The organism is Gilliamella sp. B2887 (genome assembly GCF_026537015.1).
In the GTDB taxonomy this organism is placed as follows: Bacteria; Pseudomonadota; Gammaproteobacteria; order Enterobacterales; family Orbaceae; genus Gilliamella.
Genome location: NZ_JAFNMX010000016.1, coordinates 1 through 24988 on the forward strand (window position 1 = coordinate 1; position 24988 = coordinate 24988).

Genomic DNA, 24988 nt, shown 5'->3' on the forward strand with positions numbered 1-24988 from the left:
GTTTTTGAGGTCACTTTCGTGATTTCGCCAATTTGCTCTCCCAGGTATTTGGGCGAATCTATGGCTAATATATCGGGGTGTCTGCTTGTTATTTATGTCGAATTGATATAGTTATTTATGGTATTTACAAATCATTATTAGCATATTACCTTCGAAAGGGTTATGATAAAATTATATGAAATATAAAAGTTTTTTATATTTCTAAAAGATATTAGATTATTTTTGTAAATAAGAAAATAATGTCTAACCACTCTATGTTTTTTTATTATAGAATACATTGTTCTTATCAACTAATGGATTAACACTTTTAGAAAAAATGCAAAATAAATATAAGTCATTACGATCAAAAAGTTATTCTGTTCCATGTGAATTGTGCAGTACCGGGTCACTCTGTATCCCAATGTTACTCAATAATACTCTGCATACAGTTTTAGATCGTAAAAAGTCTTATATAAAAGATGAGATCTTGATTCACGAAAATACATCCTTCAAAAAATTTTTCATCATTCATTCAGGTGCATTAAAAACCTACATCACTACTTCAAATGGTAATGAACAAATTAATGGTTTCTATCTACCAGGAGATATTGTCGGATTAGATTCTATAGCAACAAGAGTTTATAACTATACGGTTAAAGCATTAAATAATGTTGCAATATGCGAACTGCATTATGATGAATTAATGTCTTTAGTTGATACAAATAAAACTGTAAGAGATATGATTTTTAAATTACTAAGCAATGATATTTACAATTATCAAAAATTAGTTTTATGTTATTCGCAAAAAAAGGCTGATGAACGTCTAGCTTATTTTATTTATTCTCTTTATAAACGTTATGAAAAACGTGGTCACACGTCATTGAATATAAAGTTATCTATGAGCAGAACCGATATTGCCAATTATTTGGGATTAACCATTGAAACAGTTAGCCGAATTTTAACAAAATTTCAGGAGCTTGATGTTTTATCTGTAAAAGGAAAATATATTTTTATCAAAAATTTAAATGCTTTAATTGTTTTGGGAAAGTAATTTATTTCGTGATAAAATATCAATAAAGTTAATTCTAAGGTTAATCAAATATGATAAGTTTCAAGAAAACTCTTATTGTTGCAGCTATCGTTGCATGTCCAATGAGTTCATTTGCAGCTCAACAATTAAATGAAGAACAAGCCAAGAACCTTCAATCTTTTAAACAAATTACTGTACGCGGTGCTTTTTATACCGACAATGATTATGTTATAGCTATGTCAAAAGCAGCTGATAAAGAAGGTGCTTCTGCATTTTATATAACTACCACTAATATCAGTCCTTCAAATGATACACTACGAATTGTTTACGCTAAATTATATAAATCAAATGCGCCTAAGGCTACTGAGACAACTGAAAGCTTTCGTAAATTTGAAGGTGTATATGAATATCCAAAATCGAAGGCTATTCGTTTAGAACCTTTTAATATCGTTCGTATACGTGGGTACTTTCCCAGCGAAATTGATGTAAATCAAGCTGTTGCAAAAGAAGCGTTAGTAAAAGGTGCCTATGCTTTTTATATTGATTCACGTTCTGAATTAGGAAGCAACATTCAAGTTGCTGCTTATTTGTTTAAAAAAGATGCCCCAGAACGTAAACTTCAACCAGAAAATGCCATTCCTTATGATTCTGAAGCTGGTCAAATTGCACTCGCTCAAGGCGGTGAAACTGCGATGCAAGTTGAAAAACCGGGTTATTACTCACCCTCTGCATTTAATGAAAAATTTTATGCAAACAAATTTAATAACAAAGTTAAAGTAATCGATCAATCCACTACAAAAATTACACAAACAAAAGTACCTGTTACTGTAAATCCTGAAGTTGAAGCTGAGCCACAACGTGTGAAACGTTACACCGTAACACTTCCTGATGGAAGAAAAATTCAAGAATTGAATGATGCTACTGCTGCAAAAATGGTTGCTTTTGATACCATTAAATTCCGCGGATATTATGTAACAGATCAGGAAATTTCTTATCAAGCAGGTAAAAGAGCGATTGAAAATGGAGCTAAATTTTATCATATTGCTCGAATAGCTCATGATGCAAAAGGACCTAATATCACTGTATTTATAGATCTTTATAAGTAGAGTTTTTAAGATGGGCGTATTTATATACGCCCTACTTTCTTTTTTTCTTCTCATTGAGTTTTCAAATCTTAAATAAATATTCTGAAACTCATAATTCAGATTTTATAATTTCGATCTGCTGTTTTACGCGTTTAGGAGATATTGGATACGGTGTGCCTAATTGTTGAGCGAATAAATTTACTCTTAACTCTTCAATCATCCAACGTATATTGATGACACTATCTTTAGATCTGGAAATTTGTGGCAAACTGTTAACCCATTTTTCATATTGATTTTCAACTTCCTCAATAATATTCATCGACTGTCTATCTTTCGTTACATTAACCATTAATTTTTCAATTCTTTTTTCAATTGCCAGTAAATAACGATAAATATCGGCGATTCGTTTATAACCTGAATCTGCGACAAATCCTTTATAAACTAATTTACTAAGTTGTTTTTTTATGTCGGATAATGCAAAAGCTAATGATAGATCAACACGACCTTTCAATTTTTTATTAACGTTATAGTATAAAGTCAAAATGCCTTCTACTTGTTTAGCAATATCTATAACCATTTCATTGATATTCGTCTTAGTATAATTAAGCAATTTTTGATACTGTTGTTGATTTTGAATATTTTGATTATATTTATCTATCAATTCATCAACCGCACAAGCAATACAATCGTCAATCAACATTAATACGCTACCAAATGAGTTGAAGTAAAGTCCTAATTTAGATTTATTGGGTAATTTTTCATGTAGATATTTGATTGGTGATGGAATATTTAACATTAGCAACCGTCTGAGTCCCAATTGATTTAATTTTTGCTGTTCTTCTTGATTATCAATCAATTCGATACTGACGGAATTTTGATGATCAATAATTGCCGGATAGGCTTTGACTGTATAATTTTTCTGTTTTTCTTCATAAATTGAAGGCAATGTACCAAAATTCCAATCAGTGATACCACTTTGCTCAATAGGTACTATTTTTTTGGTTGTTAAAGAAGTTAAAGCTTTTTGAACATCATTTTTTAGCTGTTCTTTCAATAAAACTAAATTTTTACCGGATGCAATTTCTTCATTATCATGAATAATGCTAAATGTCATTTTTAAATAATCCGGAACCTGATCCAAATGCCAATCTTCAGATGTGATTTTTACCCCAGTCATTTTACGAAATTCATTTTCTAAACGTTCAAGAAGCGGTTGGTCCATCGTCTTTATTCTTTCCAAAAACGCTTCAGCATAATTTGGTGCAGGAACAAGATTACGACGTAATGATTTAGGTAATGATTTAATTAAGGCAATAATTAGATCTTTTCTAAATCCAGGAACTTGCCAATCAAATCCTCTATTTTTTATTTGATTTAGTAGATCAAGAGGAATTTTAATTGTGACACCGTCACGATTATGACCAATATCAAATTGATAACTTAGTGCAAATTTAAAATTATCTTGATACCAGAAATCAGGGAAATCATTTAGATTAACCAATTGTGCTGTTTGCTTAATCAGCATATCCCTTTCTATATTAAGATAATTAGGTTGTGATTTTTGTTTTTGTTTCCACCAATTATCAAAATATTTTGCTGAAATCACCGAGTTATCAATACGTTTATCATAAAAATCGTAAAGCTCATCGTCATCAATTAAAATATCTTGTCGACGAGATTTATGTTCGAGATCTTCAACTTCCCTGATTAATTGCTGATTTTGTCTATAAAACTTGTGATTAGTTAACCAATCACCTTCAACTAGTGCATGCCTAATAAATAAAGCACGACTCAAAACTGGATCAATTTTGCTATAATTGACAATCCTACTAGCAACAATTGGTAAACCAAACAAAGTAACTTTTTCATTGGCTATTGTGGTACCCTGCTTTTTAGACCATCTTGGTTCACTGTAACTATATTTAACCAAATGTTTGGCTATTGGCTCAATCCATTCAGCTTCAATTTTGGCAGCGGTTCTCCCCCATAATCTACTTGTTTCAACCAATTCGCTCACAATACACCATTTCGGCTGACTTTTAAAAAGTGCAGAATTGGGAAAAATTGAAAACTTAATATTACGAGCACCGATATATTCACGTTTTTCACTTTCTTTCATTCCAATATGAGATAATAAACCGCTCAATAAGGAAGTATGTAATGAAATGTAATCAGCAGCTTTGCTGTTTATTGGAAAAGCTAATTGTTTAATAGTTTGTCTGATTTGCGTATAAACATCTTGCCATTCGCGAATACGAAGATAGTTTAAAAACTCTTTTTGACATAATCGTCTAAATTGATTGCCAGATAATAGATTTTGCTGTTCTTTAATGTAATCCCATAAATGAATAAAAGATAGAAAGTCTGATTCTTTATGTGCAAAACGTCTGTGTTTTTCATCAGAAGCTTGTTGCTTATCAAATGGCCTTTCTCTAGGATCTTGAATAGACAAGGCAGCTGTAATGATCATGATTTCTTTCGTACACCCTAACCTTCGTGCCTCTACAAGCATTTTGGCCAATCTTGGATCAATAGGTAATTGAGCTAAAATTCTACCACTTTCAGTTAAATGATAGTGATGATGCTTGGTGTAAATAGCACCGAGTTCTTCTAATAATCGAATACCATCACGAATATATCTGGAATCAGGCGCCTCTACAAAAGGAAAAGCGGCAATATTGCCTAAGCCTAATGAAGTCATTTGTAAAATTACCGAAGCTAAATTGGTACGTAATATTTCGGGATCGGTAAATTCTGGTCGTGATAAAAAATCATTTTCATCATATAGACGGATACAAATACCATCCGATGTACGACCACAACGACCTTTTCGTTGGTTTGCTGAAGCTTGAGATATTCGTTCAATTGGCAATCGTTGGACTTTAGTTCGATAGCTGTAGCGACTAATTCTAGCTAAACCAGGATCGATTACATACTTAATTCCCGGTACGGTTAATGATGTTTCTGCAACATTGGTTGCAAGAACAATTCGTCGTTTTGAGTGTAACTGAAAGATGCGATTTTGTTCTGTTGCAGATAATCTTGCATATAAAGGTAGAATGTCGGTATGACGCAAATCTAATTTATTCAGTATATCAGCAACATCTCGAATCTCCCGTTCACCCGTCAGAAAAATCAGAATATCGCCAAAGCTTTCTGCTGAGAGTTCTTCAATAGCGTCAATAATAGGTTGGAAATCATTATTTGTATCATCTTCTTCATTTAATATTGGCGGACGATATCTTACTTCAACAGGATAAGTTCGCCCAGAAACTTCAATTATTGGGGCTTGATTAAAGTGATTAGAAAATCGTTCTACATCAATAGTTGCTGATGTGATTATTACTTTTAAATCGGGGCGTTTAGGTAGTAATTGTTTTAGATAACCTAAGATAAAATCAATATTTAAACTACGTTCATGAGCTTCATCAATAATAATAGTGTCATATTGTAATAGTAGCTTATCTTTTTGGATTTCAGCAAGTAATATACCATCAGTCATTAATTTTATTAATGTTGTTTCGCTTACCTGGTCTGAAAATCTAACTTTATACCCAACTAACTGACCTATTTCTGTTTTCAATTCTTCTGCAATACGATTGGCAACAGAGCGAGCAGCTAATCGTCTAGGTTGAGTATGGCCAATGTATCCTTTTATTCCTAAACCTAGCTCTAAACAAATTTTGGGAATTTGCGTTGTTTTACCTGAACCTGTTTCACCAGCAATAATAACAATTTGATGATTTTTTATAGCATCATAAATTGCCTGTTTTTTTTCAGCTACAGGTAAATTATCCGGATAATTGATTTTATTCGGTAAGGACGACCTTCTAGCTTGGTAATGTAGATTTGCCGCTTGTATTGCCGAATTAATATCAGTCTCATTGTGATCTTTCTTTGATAGTTTTAAAAGCTTGTATTTATCTAAGAAAGTCATTGATTCTAAATATTTTTCTTGCTGTTGAGATAACATAGAGAGTAAAATGTTTTATTGATAATCAAAATTGGGGTCAATTATAGCAAATTAAACCTTTCAATAGGAGTTCAAATGAAAAAAACGATTTTTATTTTACCGTTAATTGCTACAGCATTTGCTATTTCTGGTTGTAATAAATCAAGTAATGTCAAAGATACCGATCTTATGCATCACCACTTTGTCCTAGTAAAAGCTAATGGTCAAGAACTTACGTCAGATGAGTATGCTGAATTAGAATTTGGTGAAAATATGACAATAACAGGAAAAATGTGCAATCTATTTTCTGGGAAAGTAGCATTAGATAATAATGTTATCAGAGGGGCTGGTTTATCCATGACTAAAATGGTTTGTCCTGATAGCGAACTGAGTAAATTAGACGCAGTCATCGAAGAATTAATTGTTAACGGTGCAAAGATTGAATTAACAAAGGATCAATTAATATTAAAGAATGAAGATAATGAACTTACTTATAAGGTTAAAGAGTTGATGTGATTAAAACGTAGGCGTTTCATCAAACATTTTGACAAATATTTATATAATCAGTATGTTTTTCGCTGATTTATAAAGACAATTTCATTATAAAAAGCTTTATTTTAAATGTAGTTAAGAATATAATGACTCCAGTTTTGTAGATGTCCAAGCTTTAATGAAAATGACTAATTCTTCAAATATTTTATTTAAGTTAAGTAACTATTCTTTTAGTTGCCCATCTCCCTTTATACACCAATCTAATCAATTCTCAAACATTGATTTTTTTTGCGAAAAAAGTTTATTTAAATTTTAAACATTAACCTTAACAACTAGTAGAAAATATTATGAAAAAGACAAAAATAGTTTGTACCATAGGCCCTAAATCTGAATCAAAAGAGATGCTAGCCAAATTATTAAACGCAGGAATGAATGTTATGCGTTTGAATTTTTCTCATGGTGATTATGAAGAGCATGGTAATCGAATAAAGAATTTACGAGAAGTCATGCAAGAAACTGGCTTAAAAGCTGCAATCATGCTAGATACTAAAGGACCTGAAATCCGTACTATTAAATTAGAAGGTGGGAATGATGTTTCGTTAGTTGCTGGCCAAACGTTCACCTTTACCACTGATAAAAATGTTATTGGTAATTCTGAACGTGTTGCGGTAACCTATGACGGCTTTGCGCATGATCTAAAACCAGGTAATCGCGTGCTAGTTGATGATGGCTTAATTGCTATGGATGTTAAAGAAGTTAAAGGTAATGAGGTTATCTGTACAGTTCTAAATAATGGTGATTTGGGCGAAAATAAAGGCATTAACTTACCTGGCGTTTCTATTAAATTACCCGCTTTAGCTGAAAAAGATAAAAATGATCTAATCTTTGGTTGTGAGCAAGGCGTTGACTTTATTGCAGCTTCATTTATTCGTAAACGTTCAGATGTTGAAGATATTCGTGCTCACTTAAAAACTCATGGCGGTGAGGATATCAAAATAATTTCTAAAATTGAGAACCAAGAAGGTCTTGATAATTTTGACGAAATTCTAGAAGCATCTGATGGTATTATGGTTGCTCGTGGTGATTTAGGTGTCGAGATTGCAGTTGAGGAAGTTATCTTTGCTCAAAAAATGATGATTAAAAAATGTAATCGAGCTTCAAAACCCGTTATTACCGCAACACAAATGCTTGACTCAATGATAAAAAACCCTCGCCCTACTCGTGCTGAAGCAGGTGATGTTGCTAACGCAATCATTGATGGCACTGATGCAGTAATGTTATCAGGCGAAAGTGCTAAAGGTAAATATCCACTTGAAACAGTAAATGTAATGGCGACTATTTGTAAACGTACTGATGGTACTATTCCAGCTTCTTTAGAACTTAGCGATAAAGAAGAAAAATTACGAATTACCGCTGCTGTGTGTTGTGGTGCTGTTGAAATTGCGGAACGACTTAATGTTCCTTTGATTGTTGTTGCAACTCGTAGTGGTAAATCAGCACGTGAAGTACGTCATTATTTCCCTAAAGCACGTATTTTAGCATTATCATCCAGTCAAAAAACAGTTAATCAATTAGCTTTATCTAAAGGTGTAGAGCCTATTTTAATTGATGCAATTAACTCGACTGATGATTTTTACCGTTTAGGTAAGGAAATGGCAGTTAAATATTGTGGTTTAAATCAAGGCGATACAATTGTGATGGTGTCAGGTGCGTTAGTTCCTAGTGGGACAACCAACACTACTTCAGTTCATAGAATTTAAGCAATTTTCATATCGTTAATTAAATATAAAAAGCTAGCTATATGCTAGCTTTTTTTTTTACTTAAGTTATCCTGTAAATATACAGTATTAATAAATTGTAAGAGATAAAAATGCTATCAGAAAAAGTATATTTTCCCAAAGAACTGAGTTGGTTGTCTTTCAATCAACGTGTTCTACAAGAAGCCGCCGATAAAAGTAATCCGCTTATTGAGCGTATTCGATTTTTAGGAATATACTCAAGCAATCTTGATGAATTTTATAAAGTGCAATTTGCTAATCTAAAAAAGTATGTATTGATTGAACAAGAACAATCTCAAGGTTCATCAAATTCAAAACAACTTTTACGCCAAGTTAATCAAAAAGTCATTCAATTGGAACTTCAGTTTGATCAGCTTTATAACGAATTATTACTTGAAATGGCCAGAAATCAGATTTTTCTGATTAATGAAAGACAATTATCCTCTTATCAAGAAAATTGGATAAAAAATTATTACAAAAAAAACCTAAGACAATATATAACACCTATCCTTCTTGATAGTCATACTGAACTGATACAATTCTTAAAAGACGATCATGCATATTTAGCAGTTGAAATAATTTGTGAAAATAATATAAGTTATGCTTTACTTGAACTACCTACGGATAATGTTTCGCGTTTTGTTTTATTGCCATCTGAAGTGTCTACTAAAAATAAATCAATTATATTTTTGGATAATATTTTACGCTATTGCCTACCAGACATATTTAAAGTTTTTTTTGATGCATTAGAACTAAATGCTTATTCTATTAATATCAATCGGGATGCTGAATATGAATTGAATACAGAATTAGATAGTTTACTGGAACTGATGTCTCAAGGATTAAAACAACGATTAACAGCACAACCTGTCCGATTTACCTATCAAAAAGACATGCCAAAAGCATTATTTGAATTGCTCATTAACAAATTAAGATTGACGGAGCAAGATGCAATGCCAGGAGGAAGATATCCGAATTTTAAAGATTTGGTGAAATTTCCTGATTTAGGCATTAAAAATTTGTTGAATAAACAAGTCCCAAATCTTGTTTATAATAGATTCAAACAATTTAGAAATGCATTTGCAGCAATCAAAGATCGTGATGTATTACTATATTATCCTTATTATTCATTTGGACATGTATTAGAAATCATGCGACAAGCATCTTTCGATCCAGCCGTGACACACATAAGAATGAATATTTACCGAGTTGCAAAAGATTCTCGTTTTATTCATGCTGCAATAAATGCCGCTAACAATGGAAAAAAAGTCACTGTGGTTGTTGAATTACAAGCCCGTTTTGATGAAGAAGCAAATATAAAATGGGCTAAAAGATTGATCAGCAGTGGTATTAAAGTTATTTACTCACAACCAAAATTAAAAATTCACGCCAAGTTATTTTTAATTGATCGTAAGGAAAATGATAAAATTGTTCGCTATGCTCATATTGGTTCGGGTAATTTTAATGAAAGAACCGCTAAAATTTATACCGATTTTTCATTATTAACAGCAGATCCTGTTATAACAGACGAAGTAAAAAAAGTTTTCAATTTTATTGAAAATCCATTTAAACCTGTATCTTTTAATTACTTACTGGTTTCTCCACAAAATACACGTTTACGTTTCCATGAATTCATTGAGCGAGAAATAACCAATGCTAAAGCAGGAAAATCTGCAGGTATTTATCTAAAACTTAATGCAATAACGGATAAAGAAATGATTGATGCACTTTATCGTGCATCGTGTGCAGGAGTCAAAATTAGAATGATTGTTCGAGGAACATGCGTACTAGTCCCGCAAATACCGGATTTAAGTGAAAATATCTTTATAACAAGCATTGTCGATCAATATTTAGAGCATGCTCGTGTTTATATTTTTGAAAATGAAGGAAAAAAAGATACCTATATCTCTTCAGCAGATTGGATGCCCAGAAATCTTGATAATCGTATTGAAGTTGGCGTTAAAATTTTTGATCCCATTTTAAAATCTACAATTCATGATATTTTTAGTATCCAATGTAATGATAATGTAAAAGCCAGAATTATTGATAAAGATAATACTAATAATTATGTATTAAGAGGTAATAAGAAAAAAATTAGGGCGCAACATGCTATTTATGATTATTTAAAGCAATTAGAAACGCTTGTGTAAGGAATTAGGAAAGTGACTAAATTAAATGAATATGCGGTTATTGATTTGGGGTCAAACAGTTTTCATATGGTCATCGCTCGTAGTGTAAATGGCATTTCACAAATCATTTATAAATGTAAAAAAAATATTCATTTAGCTACTGGATTAAATGATAACAATGAATTAAGCGAGTCAAGTATTAAACGTGGTGTAGAATGCCTTGCTTTGTTTGCTGAGCGATTAAAGGGTTTTCCTATTGAAAATGTTCGGATTGTCGCAACACACACATTGCGCATTGCTAAAAATAAACAGGCATTTTTAACGGCTTCGGCTAAAATAATACCCTATCCTGTCGAAATTATTTCAGGTCAAGAGGAAGCTCGCTTAATTTATCTTGGCATGATGACTACAGAATCGACAAGCAAAACCAGTACCAACTTTGTTATAGATATAGGTGGTGGATCGACCGAGATAGCAATTGGTAAAGGTAATAATCTTAAACCTTACATCGTTGCAAGTCGTCCAATGGGATGTGTCACTTATACGAAGCAATTTTTTTCTCAAAAAAAGATCGATAAAATATCTTTTCAACGAGCCAAACTTGCAGCAACACAACAAATAGAAAGTATTATTAATACCATAAAAAAACAGAATATTAGGGTTGCTTTTGGTACATCTGGTACGATCAAATCCATTTACAAAATACTATTGGATTTGGGTGTCAGTGACGGAATTATAACTCAAAAACGATTAAATGATTTAATTAGTTATATTTTAGAATTTGAATCTTTCCTTGATATTCAATATCCTTCTCTTTCTGATGAAAGAAAAAATGTTTTTGTCAGCGGCCTGGCTATTTTCAGTGGTGTTTTTGATGCATTAGAGTTACGAGCTTTACAATATTGTCCAGGTGCCTTACGTGAAGGGGTATTGTATGAACTCATTGATGGTATCAATTTTCGAGATATAAGAGAATCAACAGCTGAGTCTCTCTCTCAACATTATAATATAGATGAGCGACATGCAAAACAGGTTGTAAGAACCACTAACTATTTATTTTCACAATGGAAAAGGCAGTCTTCTGTTACTGTTCCAATTCATTTAGAATCAATATTATACTGGGCAGCGCAATTACACGAAGTAGGATTAAAAATTAATTTTTCTTCTATACATAAACATTCAAGTTATATTCTACAAAACAGTAATCTTCCAGGATTTAATGAGGAACAACAACTTCTTTTATCTTCTCTTGTTCGTTATCATAGGAAATCAATAAATATTGATAATTTGCCGTATTTTAGTCTTTTTGACTATAAACATATTATCCCATTATTGCAGATATTGAGATTATCAATATTAATCAATAATCAGCGTAATAATGACCTGAATTTAAATGCGTTTCGTTTGAAATTAGATGAAGATAAAATAACAAATATTACTTTAGAAATTGATGAGACATTTATTGGAAATAATAAACTTATTTTGCTTGATTTAGAACAAGAACAAAAATATTGGAATGCAGTTAATGACTGGAAGTTATCAATAGAACTATTTAACTAAATTCGATTAATATGTTTTTACCGCTAGTTAAACTAGCCGTAAAAACATTTCTTTATATTAAAAATCTTTCTTGATTAGCCTAATCCAATCATCTTCCACCATAATAAACCAATGGTGAAAACAATAATTAAATTCACAATACTGCATATAAAACCAACTTTCCACCATATTTTTACTGGAACAAAACCTTCAGCGAATAATAATGGATTTCTAGCATTAGCAAATTGTGTAATTGAACCAAAATAATTTGTACAAATAACTAACGCAAAGATGGCTATCATTTGCGGTACACCAAGTGCAATTGCAACAGATAAAAAAACAGGAAATAAAGCAGCAATATGTGCATTACCACTGGCAAAAAAGTAGTGTAAATAAACATACGCGGTACATAATAGAATAATAACCAGTACCCAACTACTTTCACCTAAATGCCCTTTTATTGCATTACCTATTGTATCACCTAACCACTTTGTTACACCAAGTTTGTTAACTTGTCCTGCCATCATAAGTAAAGCGGCAAACCAAATTAAGGTATCCCAAGCTGCCTTTTCACTTTTAATATCTTCCCAATTCAATACACCTGTTAAAATTAAGAGGGTTAAACCAATAAAAGCTGTCGTGGTTGAGTCTATATTTAACTTATCACCAAAAATCCAAAAGCCTAAAAGCAGTATTACAGTACTTCCCATTATGATTTCTTTACCTGTTATTGCACCCATTTTTTTGAGTTCTTCAGAAGCTAATTTTGGTGCTTCAGGTGTTTTCTTAAGCTCTGGATTAGTTAAAAAATAGATAACTAAAGGAATAACAATAAAAGAGGCTAAACAGGGAACAAGAGCAGCAATAAACCATTGACCCCAACCTAATGTTATGCCAAGCGAAGATGTCACTAATTTAGCTGCGAGCAAATTTCCAGTAAATGCCGTTAAAAACATAGCCGAAGTAATATCATTAATATGGCTAATAGTTAGCATTAAAAAAGTGCCAATACGGTTTCTTGAGTTATCTTTTGGATTCGAATTAAAGTTAATGGATAAGGCTTCCGCAATTGGATAAATAACCCCTCCGGCTCGAGCAGTGGTACTTGGAATAGCCGGAGCTAAAGCAATATCGGTAACAGATAAACCATAGGCTAAGCCTAAAGTATTTCGGCCAAGAATTTTAACAAGGTAATAAGCAATCCTTTTGCTTAATCCAGTTTTAATAAAACCACGAGCAATCATAAAAGCGATAACAATAAGCCATATTAATGTACTATTTAATTCACTTAAGGCGATTTTAATTGATTCTGTAGCAGAAGTTGCGCCAGATGGTCTTAATACTGCAAATACGGTAATTGCCAGTAAACCAATTGCGCCAATAGGCATAATTTCAGCAACAATACAGGCAATAGTTGCTACAAATATAATACTTGTTCGCCATCCTTCTGTACTAATCCCATCAGGAGGCAATACAAATAACCATAAAATGATCGAAATAGCAGCAATAATAATAAATGGTAGCCATTTAACAGGTGGCTTTTTTATTGTGTGCATTGAATTTTCCTTCTTATTTAAAAATAGTTAAGCTTCAATAGAACCATCTCTTCTATCAAAATAGGGATATATTCAAATTACTAATTTAATAATGATGAATATAATCTGTAGCTTTTGTGCCAGCCTGTAAACCGAAGATAATAATATCTGCAACAGCATTTCCACCAATACGATTAGCGCCATGAACGCCTCCAACTACTTCTCCAGCAGCAAAGATGCCTTCAATAACATGATTTTGAGTATCCAAAACCTGTGTTTCCGCATTAATTGTTACTCCTCCCATTGTATGATGTATGCCGGGTGCAATTTTTATCGCATAATATGGAGCTTTATTGATAGGGTGACGCATACCTGTTGTTCGTTCAAAATCTTCATCATGTTTATTTATAACAAAATTATCATAACGTTTTATTGTTTCGGTTAATGTATTAGAATCAATGCTTAATTGTTTTGCTAAATCATCAAGAGTATTGGCTTGAATTACTAAATTACGTGAAATATACTCCTCCACTGATTTATTCTCATCGCGAACCTGTTGATCGAATAAGATATAAGCGTAATGTTCAGTTAGATTATTGATATGATTGGATACTTTATCACGCGTATCGAGTTCATTAACAAAACGTTTTCCATTTTGTGATATTAATATTGCTCCTCCACCACGAATCGATTCGGAAATAAGATAAGAGGTTGTTTGTTCAACAGTTGGATGAATTTGAATTTCTTTCATATCCACTGTACCAGCACCAAGCTTTTCAAGGATTGTAATTCCCGATCCTGTTGCACCTTTATGGTTAGTTGTTACAAAACCTTTAAGATCTGGTCGATATTTTTCAATCATCTCTAGATTTGCTCCAAATCCTCCCGTAGCAATAACAACAGCTTTTGTTTTAATTGTATAAATTGAACCATCTTCTTGGATAACTTTTACCCCGGTTACTTTATGATTTTCTGTTACAATTTCGGTAACATTTGTATCAAGCATGACTTCAATACCACGGTTGTTAATATTTTTAACTAATCCACTAATTAAAAAACCACCTACCGCTGCTCCACTTTCTGGTCGATGAGTTCGATCAATACTCATTCCTCCAGTTGTAGTAATACCACTTAAAGTGATACCATTTGTATCTAACCAATCGATAGCATCTGGTGCATTTTCGACAAAATACCTTAATAAGTCAGGGTTATTTTTGTTTTTTCCTCCAGTCATTGTTTCTTTATAGAAAAGATCTTTACTATCTTTAATTCCTTTTAGTTTCTGGAATTTTGTTTCAGCTGCATTCATACCGGCCGAAGCTTTATTAGTATTTCCACCAATTACTGACATTTTTTCAATAATTACGACATTTGCACCTAAGTCATGCGCACGAATTGCTGCAGCTAAACCTGCTCCTCCACTTCCAACAACAACAATATCATAGGATTTATCATTCGGATCACCACCTTCGGCTAGAATGGCATCTTTATTGGATTGAACCATAGCTTTAGTTACCGCTTTTTTGAAAGCTTCACATTGAGTTGTAGCACCAGAAATGGTATCGACATGAGGACTATTTGAAGTAATGATTCTTTCTTTTATTTCATTAAAATTGCTCAACACATCATTATCAAAATTATTGGCATTAACCAATTGCATATCTTTAATATAGTCTTTTGCTAGTTCAACATTGATCGTAAATTCAAAGGACTCATCATTGACTTTTTCTTGATAATTACCTGGTTTGAATTTTTTGTTATTCAAGTTTACATCTCGAATTAAACTTTCAACTAATGAAAAACTCCATAAAGGAACAGGAATGTTGAGTTCTTCTCGCTTATCACTATTAATAAATAACTCAAGTTTTTCACCGTTTTTAATTCTACTAGTCCAGTCAGGATAGGCAATGCAGGCTCGGCCAACTGCCACTAAATCGTAACCATTTTCTAAGGCAGTTTCTAAGTCGGTTTGGTTTATTACATTTCCCACACCTACAACGGGGATCTTAGCTAATGTCTTAGAACGCATTGCAACATATTTTTTTATTAATGGTGTTGGATCCTCAATATCGACAATGGATGATCTTAAAATAGCCCCCATTGAAAAATGAACATAATCTAGTCCTTTTTCGGCTAATTTCTCAAGCAAATACATTGTATCATCAAATCGAATGCCTGGTATTTCTAACTCTTCTGGTGAAAAGCGATAACCGATAATGAACTCAGAGTTCGCAAACTGCTTAACAATATTGTGAGTAATGTCTAAAACGGCCAAAGGGAATCTTGAACGATTATCGCGACTTCCCCCCCATTTGTCATTGCGTTGATTGGAATTAGGTGAATAAAATTGTTGAATTAAATAGGTATTCGCTCCGTGAATTTCTACACCATCAAAACCTGCTTGGATAGCTCGTCTAACAGCTTGTCCAAATTTCTCGATCATTTCATCTACTTCGTTCTCGGTTAATTCTATTGGTGTAGCAGCTTCAGGTCTTGGTGCGGCAATTGAACTAGGCCCTATAGGAGAAAGCCCACCGATAAGCTTAGGCTCCACCATTCTACCACCATGATAAACCTGAATGATTGCTTTAGAACCTTTTTCTTTGATTGCTTGAGCTATTTTTGCTAATCCCTCAATTTTATCATCGCTATCTAATCCAATAGCGCCAGGAAAAGCTAAACCTTTTTTATCGACAAAGCCACATTCAACAATAATGGTACCAATTTCTCCAGATCTTGCTTGGTAATATTCAATTAAATCAGAAGTTACAGAACCTTCATAAAATCCAGAACAAGTAGTCATTGGTGCCATAATTATGCGATTTTTTAATTCAATGCCATTAGGTAAGGTTAATGGTTCAAAAGCATTTTTTTTTGTCATTTTATGTACCTGATAATTACTAAAATTTATTTATAACGGCAATAATAACATTATTAATCATCATCCTCTACAGACAATAGCTTCATTTGTAAGTTTTGTATCATTTTTTCGACAGAAATTATTTCAAATTTATTAAAAAATTATAAAATTATTTACTTTTTAAAAAATTAAATGTTGTTCATTTTATACCAGTTTTCCATTTCTTATTAATAAATATGAATTATTAGTCTAAAAAATAACACTGTAAGTATTTCATTTACTTGTAATTTTATTATTACTTAATTCTTGAACTTTAATTCTAATCGGTTAAAATGCCTGACAATTTACGTAGAAAGGGACGGTAGATGATTGTGGTACAGACACACAAAATGAAAGCAATTTTAAAACATCACTCTTTTTCTATTGTAATTAATTATCCTCCATTTCGGAGGATTTTTTATTTTAACCCTCTCTTTTTTTCCTTTTCATCTCAGATTATCAAACAAATTCAATTTATGTATAAAAACAACAGGAGCAAGCATGAAATCTTTGATCCCTTTTTATAATCCAAGTATTAGTTATGAAGATAATTATGCTCAAGGACCTTTTGGACTTTTCAATCAATTAGATAAGGCAGAACAAGTACCAACTCAGCGGACTAAATTTCTAAATATTGATGTAAACTTACCTTTTGGAATGCCTGCTGGTCCATTATTAAATGCAAATTATATCAAAGCAGCTTTCGTATATGGATTTGATTTATGTGTGTACAAAACAGTAAGAACAAAGATGCATAAATGCCATCCTTTACCCAATGTTTTGTCCGTACACCCTAAAGGTAAATTATCTTGTAATCTTGACACAGTCTTAGCTGATACCAATTATAGTCAACCATTGTCAATTACTAACTCTTTTGGCGTTCCATCTTTTGCGCCAGACGTTTGGCAACCAGATATGGCTGAAGCAGTTAAAGCTGCGGGAACTGGTCAATGTGTTATCGGAAGCTTTCAAGGTACTCAAGGCAATGGTGCTATTGAAAAAGACTATGCCTTAGCAGCAAAATTAGTCAGAGAAACGGGTTCACCCATTCTTGAGGCGAATCTCAGTTGCCCTAACGAAGGTGCAAGTAAGCTACTTTGCTTCGATGTGGATAGTGTTGAACGCATTGTTAATGAAATAAAAATAGCGGTACCTGATCGCCCTCTTATTCTAAAATTAGCCTATTTTCCTGATGATGAAAAAATAGTGTCATTATTAAAACGAGTTGGCTCAATTATTGATGGTTTAAGTACTATTAATACCCTTTCTGCCAAACCAGTTGATACAAATGGTTATCCTGCATTAGGTGAGAATAGAAAAGAAGGTGGAATCTGTGGCGATGCTATTCGTTGGGCTGGTTTAGATATGGTGACTCGTTTAGCTAAATATCGTCAACAAATGGAATTAAAATTTGCAATTGTTGGTGTTGGTGGTGTAAGTTCAAGCGAACATTATAATGAATTTATAAAAGCTGGCGCTACTGCGGTAATGAGTGCCACAGGCGCAATGTGGAATCCTTTACTTGCGATAGAAATTAAAAAAAGTCTAAAACAATAATAAAGGCATTCATTAAAAAAGTTACAGGGTAACTTATATGCCCTTTAACTTTTTAACCTAATTTAATCTTATTCCTAACCCGATTACCTTTATTTATTTTTTGTTAAAAATAACATAACCAAATATTAGGTGTGCTAAAAAAACAATAACAAGAATGATTCTAACATGTAAAGAGTTAAAGATAACAAAAGGTATGAATAATGCAACAAACACCATTAACAGCATTTTAAATAAACTTGATTGTGTTGCTTTTTTCTCAATAAACATTTTTTGTATATAAATTTGATAATATTTACTTTTAGTAAAATAAGCATAAAGGCGATCCGAACTATTAAGCCAAAGATAAGCCGTTAATAAATAGAAGGGTACTGTAGGTAAAATTGGCACAAAAATGCCAACTGTTCCTAAAACAAAAGAAAGACTTCCTAAAAATATAAATAAACTTTTTTTTAACATTATAAATTTTAGCTCTGAGTAAATTGAATATTCGATTGGCGTTGAATCTAAAGTAACATTTTCATACTCTACTTTCTAATGCATCTATTAGCCTCATCATCCCTCTTCTGAACTGACTATAGCCATTAGAAGTTTCATCTTTTTTGTTTTTTTATTGTAGATAAAAAACGTATTTAAATTGTTTTGTGTTTTGTTAGAATCAAAACGATTTAAACATAGGTAAAATATACTTAATTAGAGTTAGAATAATATCATAATATTTCAATATTATGCTTGTTATTGATCTTAACACAAAATTCACTGTTTTGATCTTATCAAACATAAGCTATAGCATATAAAACATTAAAGTTTATGAAGGTATATTTGTACGACCAAAAATGATTAATAAAAATGCATATACAGAAGCTATAAAGAAATTTACTGCTGAATTGTTTTAGAATAAAAGAATAGATGAGATTAAGAATTGGCGGAACGGACGGGGCTCGAACCCGCGACCCCCTGCGTGACAGGCAGGTATTCTAACCAACTGAACTACCGCTCCGCTTTTTGATTCCTTTAATGAACAACATTAAAGTAGGCGTGATATTAAAGATTATTTTCTTATTCGTCAATCATATTTTTTAAATCATGGTTTAATTGCATATAAAAACATCATTAATGTATTTTCCACATGGCCTTACCACTTTTCTTTTCGATTTTCTTTATAATTAACTCATGTTCAGAAAGCTCATCTTGGGTGGCTCTGATGATCTTTAATGGATTATTTGTACGTTCTATTCTTTTAATAGCACTGCCTTCTGTTAAACTTGAAAGATGTTCATCCGAACTAAAAGATAAAGTTGTTTGCCCACCAGTCATGGCTAAATAGACTTCAGCTAAGATCTCGGCATCAAGTAAAGCGCCATGAAGGGTTCGATGAGAATTATCGATTTGATAGCGTTCACAAAGCACATCTAAATTATTCCGTTTACCCGGAAACATGCGTCTTGCCATAGCCAAAGTATCAGTTATGATACAATGCTCGGCAGTTTTAAAATCTAGTCCACAAAGACGAAATTCGTAATCCATAAATCCCACATCAAATGAAGCGTTATGAATCACGAGCTCAGCACCATCAATGAATTTAATAAAATCATGAGCTATATTTTTGAAAATCGGTTTATCTTTCACAAATTGGTCACTGATACCATGAACTCGAAACGCCTCTTCATCAATTAAGCGCTCAGGATTAATATAAACATGAAAATGATTGCCAGTTAATCGACGGTTAACCACTTCAACAGCGCCGATTTCAATAATTTTATGTCCTTCATAATGATTATTGCCATCTTGATTCATACCTGTGGTTTCTGTATCTAATACAATTTGGCGGTTACAATTAGTTATCACATTATTCTCTTTTTATGTATTAATCAATGTTGGGAAAAACAAAATAGTGATATAGTCTAGCACTAAAATTCTTTGATGTTGATATCTTCAAAAATTGAAGTGAATAATTTAATCAAATTAGTACAAATACTTTACTATTTTATATCAAATCCATATTCAAACTTTTAGTTGATTATTTTAAAAGATTATTAAAATGTTAAAACAAATTGAAATATACACAGATGGCTCTTGCCTTGGTAATCCTGGTCCAGGTGGATATGCCGCAATATTAAAATATAAGCAAAACGAAAAAATCTTATCTCAAGGTTTTTTTAAAACAACAAACAATCGCATGGAGTTATTAGCCACTATTGTTGCCTTAGAGCAATTAAAACAAACTTGCCAAGTAAAACTCTATTCCGATAGTCAATATGTTCGCAACGGGATTACCAATTGGATCCATGGATGGAAAAAAAACGGCTGGAAAACATCCAATAATAAACCGGTTAAAAATGTAGATTTGTGGATTCGATTAGACGAACTGGTCCAAACTCAAAAAATTGAATGGATTTGGGTAAAAGGCCATGCTGGACATATCGAGAATGAACGTTGTGATATTATTGCAAAATCCATGGCAGAAACACCGAACTTATCCGATGTTGTATTTGAGCAATCGTTATCTGATAAAAAGTAAATAATGAGAGTATTAAATTTGTATGTTTTATTAGAGTACTGATAATAAGTGTAAATTTTTAATCAATTGCAATCAGTAATGTTTACGGAGTCAATCATCAATGTTTCACTTACATACCATTCGGGCATTAAAAGATAACTATATATGGTTATTAGAAAATTCATGTAAACAGGTCATCATCGTTGACCCAGGTACTGCCGAACCTGTGATTAATTATCTTAATCAAAATGAATTATTGCCACTTGCAATTTTACTTACTCATCACCATATAGACCACGTTGGAGGTGTGAGCGAGCTAAAAAACAAATATCCCAATGCAACTATCTATGGTCCCAGTGAAATTAAGTTACCAATCACCAATCTAACTAATCAACATGAAGTTAGTATTGGTGATTTCTATTTTAAAGTGATTCCTTTACCTGGACATACTTTAGGGCATTTAGCATATTATTGTCATCCTTATCTGTTTTGTGGTGATACATTATTTTCTGCTGGATGTGGAAGAATTTTTGAAGGAACTTATCAACAAATGTTGTGTTCGCTTAAAAAATTAAAACAGTTCCCTGATGATACTTTTATTTGTGCAGGACATGAACTTACTTTAGCGAATTTAAATTTTGCTAAGAGTATGGTTCCTGATGACAAGGAAATAAATCATTATTTTAATAGTATGAGTAATCGATCAGTGACGTTACCTTCTACATTAAATAACGAAAAACGAATTAATTTATTTTTACGATGCGAAGAAAAATCTTTACAAGATAAATTTAATTTCAACAATGAATTAGAGTTGTTTGTTTTTTTTAGGAGCCTAAAAGATAATTTTTAGGTATAATAGTAATCTTAAACAATATAGAATTTAGTCTGTCTAATGAAAAAATTATTAATATTTACAATGTTATGCTCTTTTTTAGGTGCATGTCAGCAGTATAGTGGACCACGCCATAATGCAGTTGTTAGAATAAAGTACTCAAAAAATACCGTAGCTAATAATAGACAAACTGTCAGTAATAGTAATTATGTATCTATCACTCAGAATCCATGGCAGTATATGAACAATCAGATTAATGTTAATGTTCCAGAGAATAGTCGCATTAAAGCTGAAAGAGAGCGATTATTACGTGATCCTCAAGGATTTGAAACTATCGCATTGCGATCAGAGCCATATGTTTATTATATAATTAATCAATTACGTAAAAATAATTTACCTGTTGAGTTAGCTTTAGTGCCATTAATTGAAAGTGCTTATGATCCATTAGCGACTTCATCCGCTCAAGCTGCTGGTTTATGGCAATTTGTACCTATAACAGCAAAAGAGTACGGCTTAAAACAAAGTCATTATTTTGATGCTCGCCGTGATTTAATTGCTTCAACAAGTTCAGCCATTTCATTATTGCAAAACCTAAATGAACGCTTTAATGGCGATTGGCTATTAACTCTTGCTGCTTATAACGCTGGTGAAGGACGTGTAAGAAAAGCTATTGAAAAAAACCAAGCGAGAGGATTATCAACTGACTATTGGTCTTTAGAATTACCAAACGAAACAATGCACTATGTCCCTAAAATTTTAGCAATAGTTGATATTGTTAAAAATAATGCTCGATATGGAGTTAAATTACCTGATTGTAATTATGAGAATTCACTTGTCAGAATTGATATAACTAAAAACATTTCCTTAGCTAAAATTGCTAAATATACAGGGCTGTCACTCAATGAGTTAACGACCTATAATGCGGGCTATGTACAACAAACCCTAAATGGTCCTTTCCATTTGCTTGTTCCACATACTCATGCGAAAAGTTTATATCAAAAATTACAAGCCGAGAATCTTGTAGCAAACGAAATAACTGAACTTTTGCAAGATATACCACATGCTCCGATGCCGTTTGAAGTTAAATCATCAGCAATTCAGCATAGTGATTTAAGTAATAAAACCGTGAGTTCAATTGTAGAGAATAACAGCAACAATACACAAATAACCTATCAGGTGAAAGCGGGTGATAACCTCTATAGTATTGCGCAAAATTATCGAGTTAAAATTACCGATCTGCTGTTATGGAACAAACTAAAAAATCAAAGAGTCAAAGAAGGAGATGTTTTAACAATTAACCTTGTGAATGCAAATCCAATTTAAAATTTACATATAGAGGATTATGATCTGATGCATTTGTACTAATTATCTGCGCTGCATCAAGCTGTAATCCTCGATAAAAGACAAAATCTAAAGGTCTTCCCATAAATGTTTTTCGAATATCAATGCTAAAATTTACTGATTTAAGACCAATTGAACTCACTAAATAAAATAATAAATCTAGTCGCTGTTTACTCCACGCATTAAAATCCCCTGCCAATATCACCGGTCCATGATGCTCACTGATACGATTTAATAAAATATGCATTTGTTGGCGATAAACTTTAACTCCAATACTAAAATTGACAGCATGAATGTTTGCAACCAATAATTGTTGGGTAGAATGTTGAATAGGGTAGATTGTTATTAACGCCGATTTAGGAACCCGAATCAGTGGTTCTTTCTCCTTAAATGACAAAATCGATGTAGGTAAACTGTCGGTTATAGTCATAACACCTGCATAAATATCGTTTAAACAATAAGCTGGAACATGATCGGCTATTTTGTTATGTCGTGAAATAAAATTCAATAATTGAGTAGTAGTTTGGGCTTCTTGTAGTAAAATTATTTTAGCTTTATCGGCATAAAGTTCCAAAATATTAATACATTCCGCCCTTTTTTGTTTAAAAATATTCCAAACCAAAATTGAGAAATACTCTCTATCAATCAGTGGCTTAGTAACCACTATGTGATTTTTAGGTAATATCAATTCAACATCGCTATTTCCCTGATATCTTAATGTATAATTGCGTTTTTTGAACATATTAAATATTTGTTTTTTGTTTCACATATTCATCAAAAGATAAGGTGTCATTCTTCTCTTTATCTTGTTGTTTTTTAATAGACAAAATGCGCTGTTGAACAAAGTCGCTATCAGTCAATATTGCTAAAGGTTCTGCTGAAAGTTGTTTTTTATATTGAGATGCGAGCACTAACCCAAATTTTGAAGTGCCTAAATCACTGATAGCTTCAAGGGTTCTAGCAGATAAAGTTAATTCAGGTTGGTCAAACATGACATCTAACTTTTCACAAACCTTTCGATATTGTTGGTGTTTATCATTATGATCCAAAACATCCGCAACTCTAAGCAGATCTTTAAATAAATTATGCCCTACTTTTGATAATGGTTCTCGATAACTGCCACAGCCCATACCTATTTCCAATCCTGGTTTACGCCCTTCCATGATGACTCGATTCCAATTTATTTTTGAACACTCAAGTTCCTCACTACTCATTTCTGGAGCTGGCGCTAGTGCACACCAAATTAAAAATAGATCGATGAAACGAATTTGTTCTTCGGTAATACCAATAGGTGAAAAAGGATTAATATCCAAAGCTCGCACTTCAATATACTCAATACCCCCACGCATAAGAGCATCAGAAGGTGATTCTCCAGATCTTGGAACTCTTTTAGGGCGAATTGGTGCATAAAACTCATTCTCAATCTGCAAGACATTATCATTCAATTGACGATAATGACCATCTACCTTAATACCTAATTTACTAAAGTGAGGTGATTTGGTATGTGTAGCTCGTTTAAGACCCTCAACATAAGTATCTAAATGATTGAATGTAATACCTAACTGCTTTTGAGCATTATTTGTATAGCCAATATCACTTAATCTTAACGATGTCGCATAAGGCAGATAACAATTTCCATTTGTTTGTTCAATAAAAGATTTTGCTTTTTCTGGATCTTGAATAAATGATGAACATAAAGATGGAGAGGCACCAAATAAATAAGGAATAACCCACCCAAAGCGATAATAGTTTCGAATCAAAGTAAAATAGCCTTCAGAAATTACAGCTTTACCTTCTTCAGTATTTTTTACTCCATCTCTAGCTTGCCAAAATGCCATGGGTAATGAAAAATTATAATGAACACCTGAAATGGTTTGCATCATTGCGCCATAACGATTTTTTAAACCTTCACGATAAACCGTTTTGAAACGCCCTTCATTCGATGATCCATATTGTGCCAAAATAATGTCATCTTCAGTTGCTACAAAACATGGCATACTTAAGGGCCACATCAACTCTTCTCCAATATTAATACTAGCGTAGCGATGCAAGTCACGCAAAAACGTTAACATGTAATCAATATTGGTATTCACTGGTGTAATGAATTCAAGCAGTGATTCGGCAAAATCAGTTGTGATCCAAGGGTGAGTAAGTGCCGAGCCAATATTGGTTGGGAAAGGTGTTTTTGATATGGAACCATCAGGTAAAATACGTAAAGTTTCTCGCTCAACACCGCGTTGAATGCCTTGTAAAATAGTATAGTGTTTTTCTAACCAGCTAAGTGCTTTAGAAACATCAGGTATCATAATGTTGCGTTTCCTTAGATAAGATTGATTTTTGCCA

17 protein-coding genes and 1 tRNA gene are annotated in these 24988 nt (G+C 32.5%); 10 read left to right on the plus strand and 8 right to left on the minus strand.

Features of this window, described 5'->3' with window-relative positions:
- Positions 1-316 precede the first annotated feature (316 nt).
- Together J3U13_RS10720 and J3U13_RS10725 are read left to right on the plus strand one after the other, a co-directional pair.
- The gene (locus tag J3U13_RS10720) at positions 317-1030 is read left to right on the plus strand and encodes a helix-turn-helix domain-containing protein (RefSeq protein WP_267342013.1); all 714 of its coding nucleotides are present in this window, start codon (positions 317-319) and stop codon (positions 1028-1030) included.
- A 50-nt stretch (positions 1031-1080) separates the two neighbouring features.
- Positions 1081-2115, plus strand: a complete 1035-nt coding sequence (locus J3U13_RS10725; protein WP_267342015.1) for a YdgH/BhsA/McbA-like domain containing protein — start codon at positions 1081-1083, stop codon at positions 2113-2115.
- Between the two features lie 88 nt (positions 2116-2203).
- Here J3U13_RS10725 and hrpA read toward each other — a convergent pair whose 3' ends face one another.
- The gene (gene hrpA / locus J3U13_RS10730) at positions 2204-6067 is read right to left on the minus strand and encodes an ATP-dependent RNA helicase HrpA (protein WP_267342017.1); all 3864 of its coding nucleotides are present in this window, start codon (positions 6065-6067) and stop codon (positions 2204-2206) included.
- A gap of 75 nt (positions 6068-6142) precedes the next feature.
- Here hrpA and J3U13_RS10735 point away from each other — a divergent pair, with 75 nt between their 5' ends.
- The 4 genes from J3U13_RS10735 to J3U13_RS10750 all read left to right on the plus strand — a co-directional run bounded on the left by J3U13_RS10735 (position 6143) and on the right by J3U13_RS10750 (position 12005).
- Positions 6143-6562, plus strand: a complete 420-nt coding sequence (locus tag J3U13_RS10735) for an META domain-containing protein (RefSeq protein WP_267342018.1) — start codon at positions 6143-6145, stop codon at positions 6560-6562.
- A gap of 323 nt (positions 6563-6885) precedes the next feature.
- A complete protein-coding gene (pykF, locus tag J3U13_RS10740; protein ID WP_267342019.1) occupies positions 6886-8298 on the plus strand; it encodes a pyruvate kinase PykF in 1413 nt (470 codons plus the stop codon).
- Positions 8299-8408: 110 nt separating this feature from the next.
- Positions 8409-10466, plus strand: coding sequence for a polyphosphate kinase 1 (gene ppk1 / locus J3U13_RS10745; protein ID WP_267342020.1), 2058 nt, complete (start codon positions 8409-8411; stop codon positions 10464-10466).
- 12 nt (positions 10467-10478) lie between these two features.
- Positions 10479-12005, plus strand: coding sequence for an exopolyphosphatase (locus J3U13_RS10750; RefSeq protein WP_267342021.1), 1527 nt, complete (start codon positions 10479-10481; stop codon positions 12003-12005).
- A 74-nt stretch (positions 12006-12079) separates the two neighbouring features.
- Here the strand turns inward: J3U13_RS10750 and J3U13_RS10755 are convergent, their stop codons facing one another.
- Both J3U13_RS10755 and J3U13_RS10760 read right to left on the minus strand, forming a co-directional pair.
- On the minus strand, positions 12080-13540 hold the full coding sequence (locus J3U13_RS10755; RefSeq protein ID WP_267342022.1) for a DASS family sodium-coupled anion symporter: 1461 nt from the start codon (positions 13538-13540) through the stop codon (positions 12080-12082).
- 85 nt (positions 13541-13625) lie between these two features.
- Positions 13626-16400: a flavocytochrome c gene (locus J3U13_RS10760; protein WP_267342023.1), complete on the minus strand. Its 2775-nt coding sequence runs from the start codon at positions 16398-16400 to the stop codon at positions 13626-13628.
- Positions 16401-16919: 519 nt separating this feature from the next.
- Between J3U13_RS10760 and J3U13_RS10765 the strand changes: the two genes are divergently transcribed.
- A complete protein-coding gene (locus J3U13_RS10765; protein ID WP_267342024.1) occupies positions 16920-17975 on the plus strand; it encodes a hypothetical protein in 1056 nt (351 codons plus the stop codon).
- Between the two features lie 93 nt (positions 17976-18068).
- Here J3U13_RS10765 and J3U13_RS10770 read toward each other — a convergent pair whose 3' ends face one another.
- From J3U13_RS10770 to dnaQ, 3 genes are all read right to left on the minus strand, one after another.
- Positions 18069-18431 (minus strand): YbaN family protein, encoded by a 363-nt coding sequence (locus J3U13_RS10770; protein WP_267342025.1) that lies wholly within the window; start codon positions 18429-18431, stop codon positions 18069-18071.
- 464 nt (positions 18432-18895) lie between these two features.
- Positions 18896-18972, minus strand: a tRNA-Asp gene (locus J3U13_RS10775).
- A gap of 113 nt (positions 18973-19085) precedes the next feature.
- Positions 19086-19820, minus strand: a complete 735-nt coding sequence (gene dnaQ, locus J3U13_RS10780) for a DNA polymerase III subunit epsilon (protein ID WP_267342026.1) — start codon at positions 19818-19820, stop codon at positions 19086-19088.
- Between the two features lie 193 nt (positions 19821-20013).
- On the opposite strand from dnaQ, the gene rnhA reads away from it, so the two are divergent.
- From rnhA to J3U13_RS10795, 3 genes are all read left to right on the plus strand, one after another.
- Positions 20014-20493 carry a ribonuclease HI gene (gene rnhA, locus J3U13_RS10785; RefSeq protein ID WP_267342027.1) on the plus strand — a complete coding sequence of 160 codons (480 nt, stop codon included), beginning with the start codon at positions 20014-20016 and terminating at the stop codon, positions 20491-20493.
- A 100-nt stretch (positions 20494-20593) separates the two neighbouring features.
- Positions 20594-21322, plus strand: coding sequence for a hydroxyacylglutathione hydrolase (gloB, locus tag J3U13_RS10790; protein ID WP_267342028.1), 729 nt, complete (start codon positions 20594-20596; stop codon positions 21320-21322).
- Positions 21323-21364: 42 nt separating this feature from the next.
- The gene (locus J3U13_RS10795; RefSeq protein WP_267342029.1) at positions 21365-22627 is read left to right on the plus strand and encodes a transglycosylase SLT domain-containing protein; all 1263 of its coding nucleotides are present in this window, start codon (positions 21365-21367) and stop codon (positions 22625-22627) included.
- Here J3U13_RS10795 and J3U13_RS10800 read toward each other — a convergent pair.
- Positions 22599-23387, minus strand: a complete 789-nt coding sequence (locus tag J3U13_RS10800) for an endonuclease/exonuclease/phosphatase family protein (RefSeq protein WP_267342031.1) — start codon at positions 23385-23387, stop codon at positions 22599-22601. The two genes, J3U13_RS10795 and J3U13_RS10800, sit on opposite strands and share 29 nt — an antisense overlap.
- A 1-nt stretch (position 23388) precedes the next feature.
- Positions 23389-24951: a glutamate--cysteine ligase gene (gene gshA, locus J3U13_RS10805; protein WP_267342032.1), complete on the minus strand. Its 1563-nt coding sequence runs from the start codon at positions 24949-24951 to the stop codon at positions 23389-23391.
- Positions 24952-24988: the final 37 nt, after the last annotated feature.

What these genes read in the sequence shown, in the direction of transcription:
- J3U13_RS10795 (WP_267342029.1), top strand. Translation starts at nt 21,365, where the DNA reads ATGAAAAAATTATTAATATTTACAATGTTATGCTCTTTTTTAGGTGCA.
- J3U13_RS10720 (WP_267342013.1), top strand. Translation starts at nt 317, where the DNA reads ATGCAAAATAAATATAAGTCATTACGATCAAAAAGTTATTCTGTTCCA.
- J3U13_RS10770 (WP_267342025.1), bottom strand. Translation starts at nt 18,431, where the DNA reads ATGTTAAAAAAAAGTTTATTTATATTTTTAGGAAGTCTTTCTTTTGTT.
- pykF (WP_267342019.1), top strand. Translation starts at nt 6,886, where the DNA reads ATGAAAAAGACAAAAATAGTTTGTACCATAGGCCCTAAATCTGAATCA.
- J3U13_RS10800 (WP_267342031.1), bottom strand. Translation starts at nt 23,387, where the DNA reads ATGTTCAAAAAACGCAATTATACATTAAGATATCAGGGAAATAGCGAT.
- J3U13_RS10725 (WP_267342015.1), top strand. Translation starts at nt 1,081, where the DNA reads ATGATAAGTTTCAAGAAAACTCTTATTGTTGCAGCTATCGTTGCATGT.
- ppk1 (WP_267342020.1), top strand. Translation starts at nt 8,409, where the DNA reads ATGCTATCAGAAAAAGTATATTTTCCCAAAGAACTGAGTTGGTTGTCT.
- J3U13_RS10735 (WP_267342018.1), top strand. Translation starts at nt 6,143, where the DNA reads ATGAAAAAAACGATTTTTATTTTACCGTTAATTGCTACAGCATTTGCT.
- gloB (WP_267342028.1), top strand. Translation starts at nt 20,594, where the DNA reads ATGTTTCACTTACATACCATTCGGGCATTAAAAGATAACTATATATGG.
- hrpA (WP_267342017.1), bottom strand. Translation starts at nt 6,067, where the DNA reads ATGTTATCTCAACAGCAAGAAAAATATTTAGAATCAATGACTTTCTTA.
- rnhA (WP_267342027.1), top strand. Translation starts at nt 20,014, where the DNA reads ATGTTAAAACAAATTGAAATATACACAGATGGCTCTTGCCTTGGTAAT.
- J3U13_RS10755 (WP_267342022.1), bottom strand. Translation starts at nt 13,540, where the DNA reads ATGCACACAATAAAAAAGCCACCTGTTAAATGGCTACCATTTATTATT.
- gshA (WP_267342032.1), bottom strand. Translation starts at nt 24,951, where the DNA reads ATGATACCTGATGTTTCTAAAGCACTTAGCTGGTTAGAAAAACACTAT.
- J3U13_RS10765 (WP_267342024.1), top strand. Translation starts at nt 16,920, where the DNA reads ATGAAATCTTTGATCCCTTTTTATAATCCAAGTATTAGTTATGAAGAT.
- J3U13_RS10760 (WP_267342023.1), bottom strand. Translation starts at nt 16,400, where the DNA reads ATGACAAAAAAAAATGCTTTTGAACCATTAACCTTACCTAATGGCATT.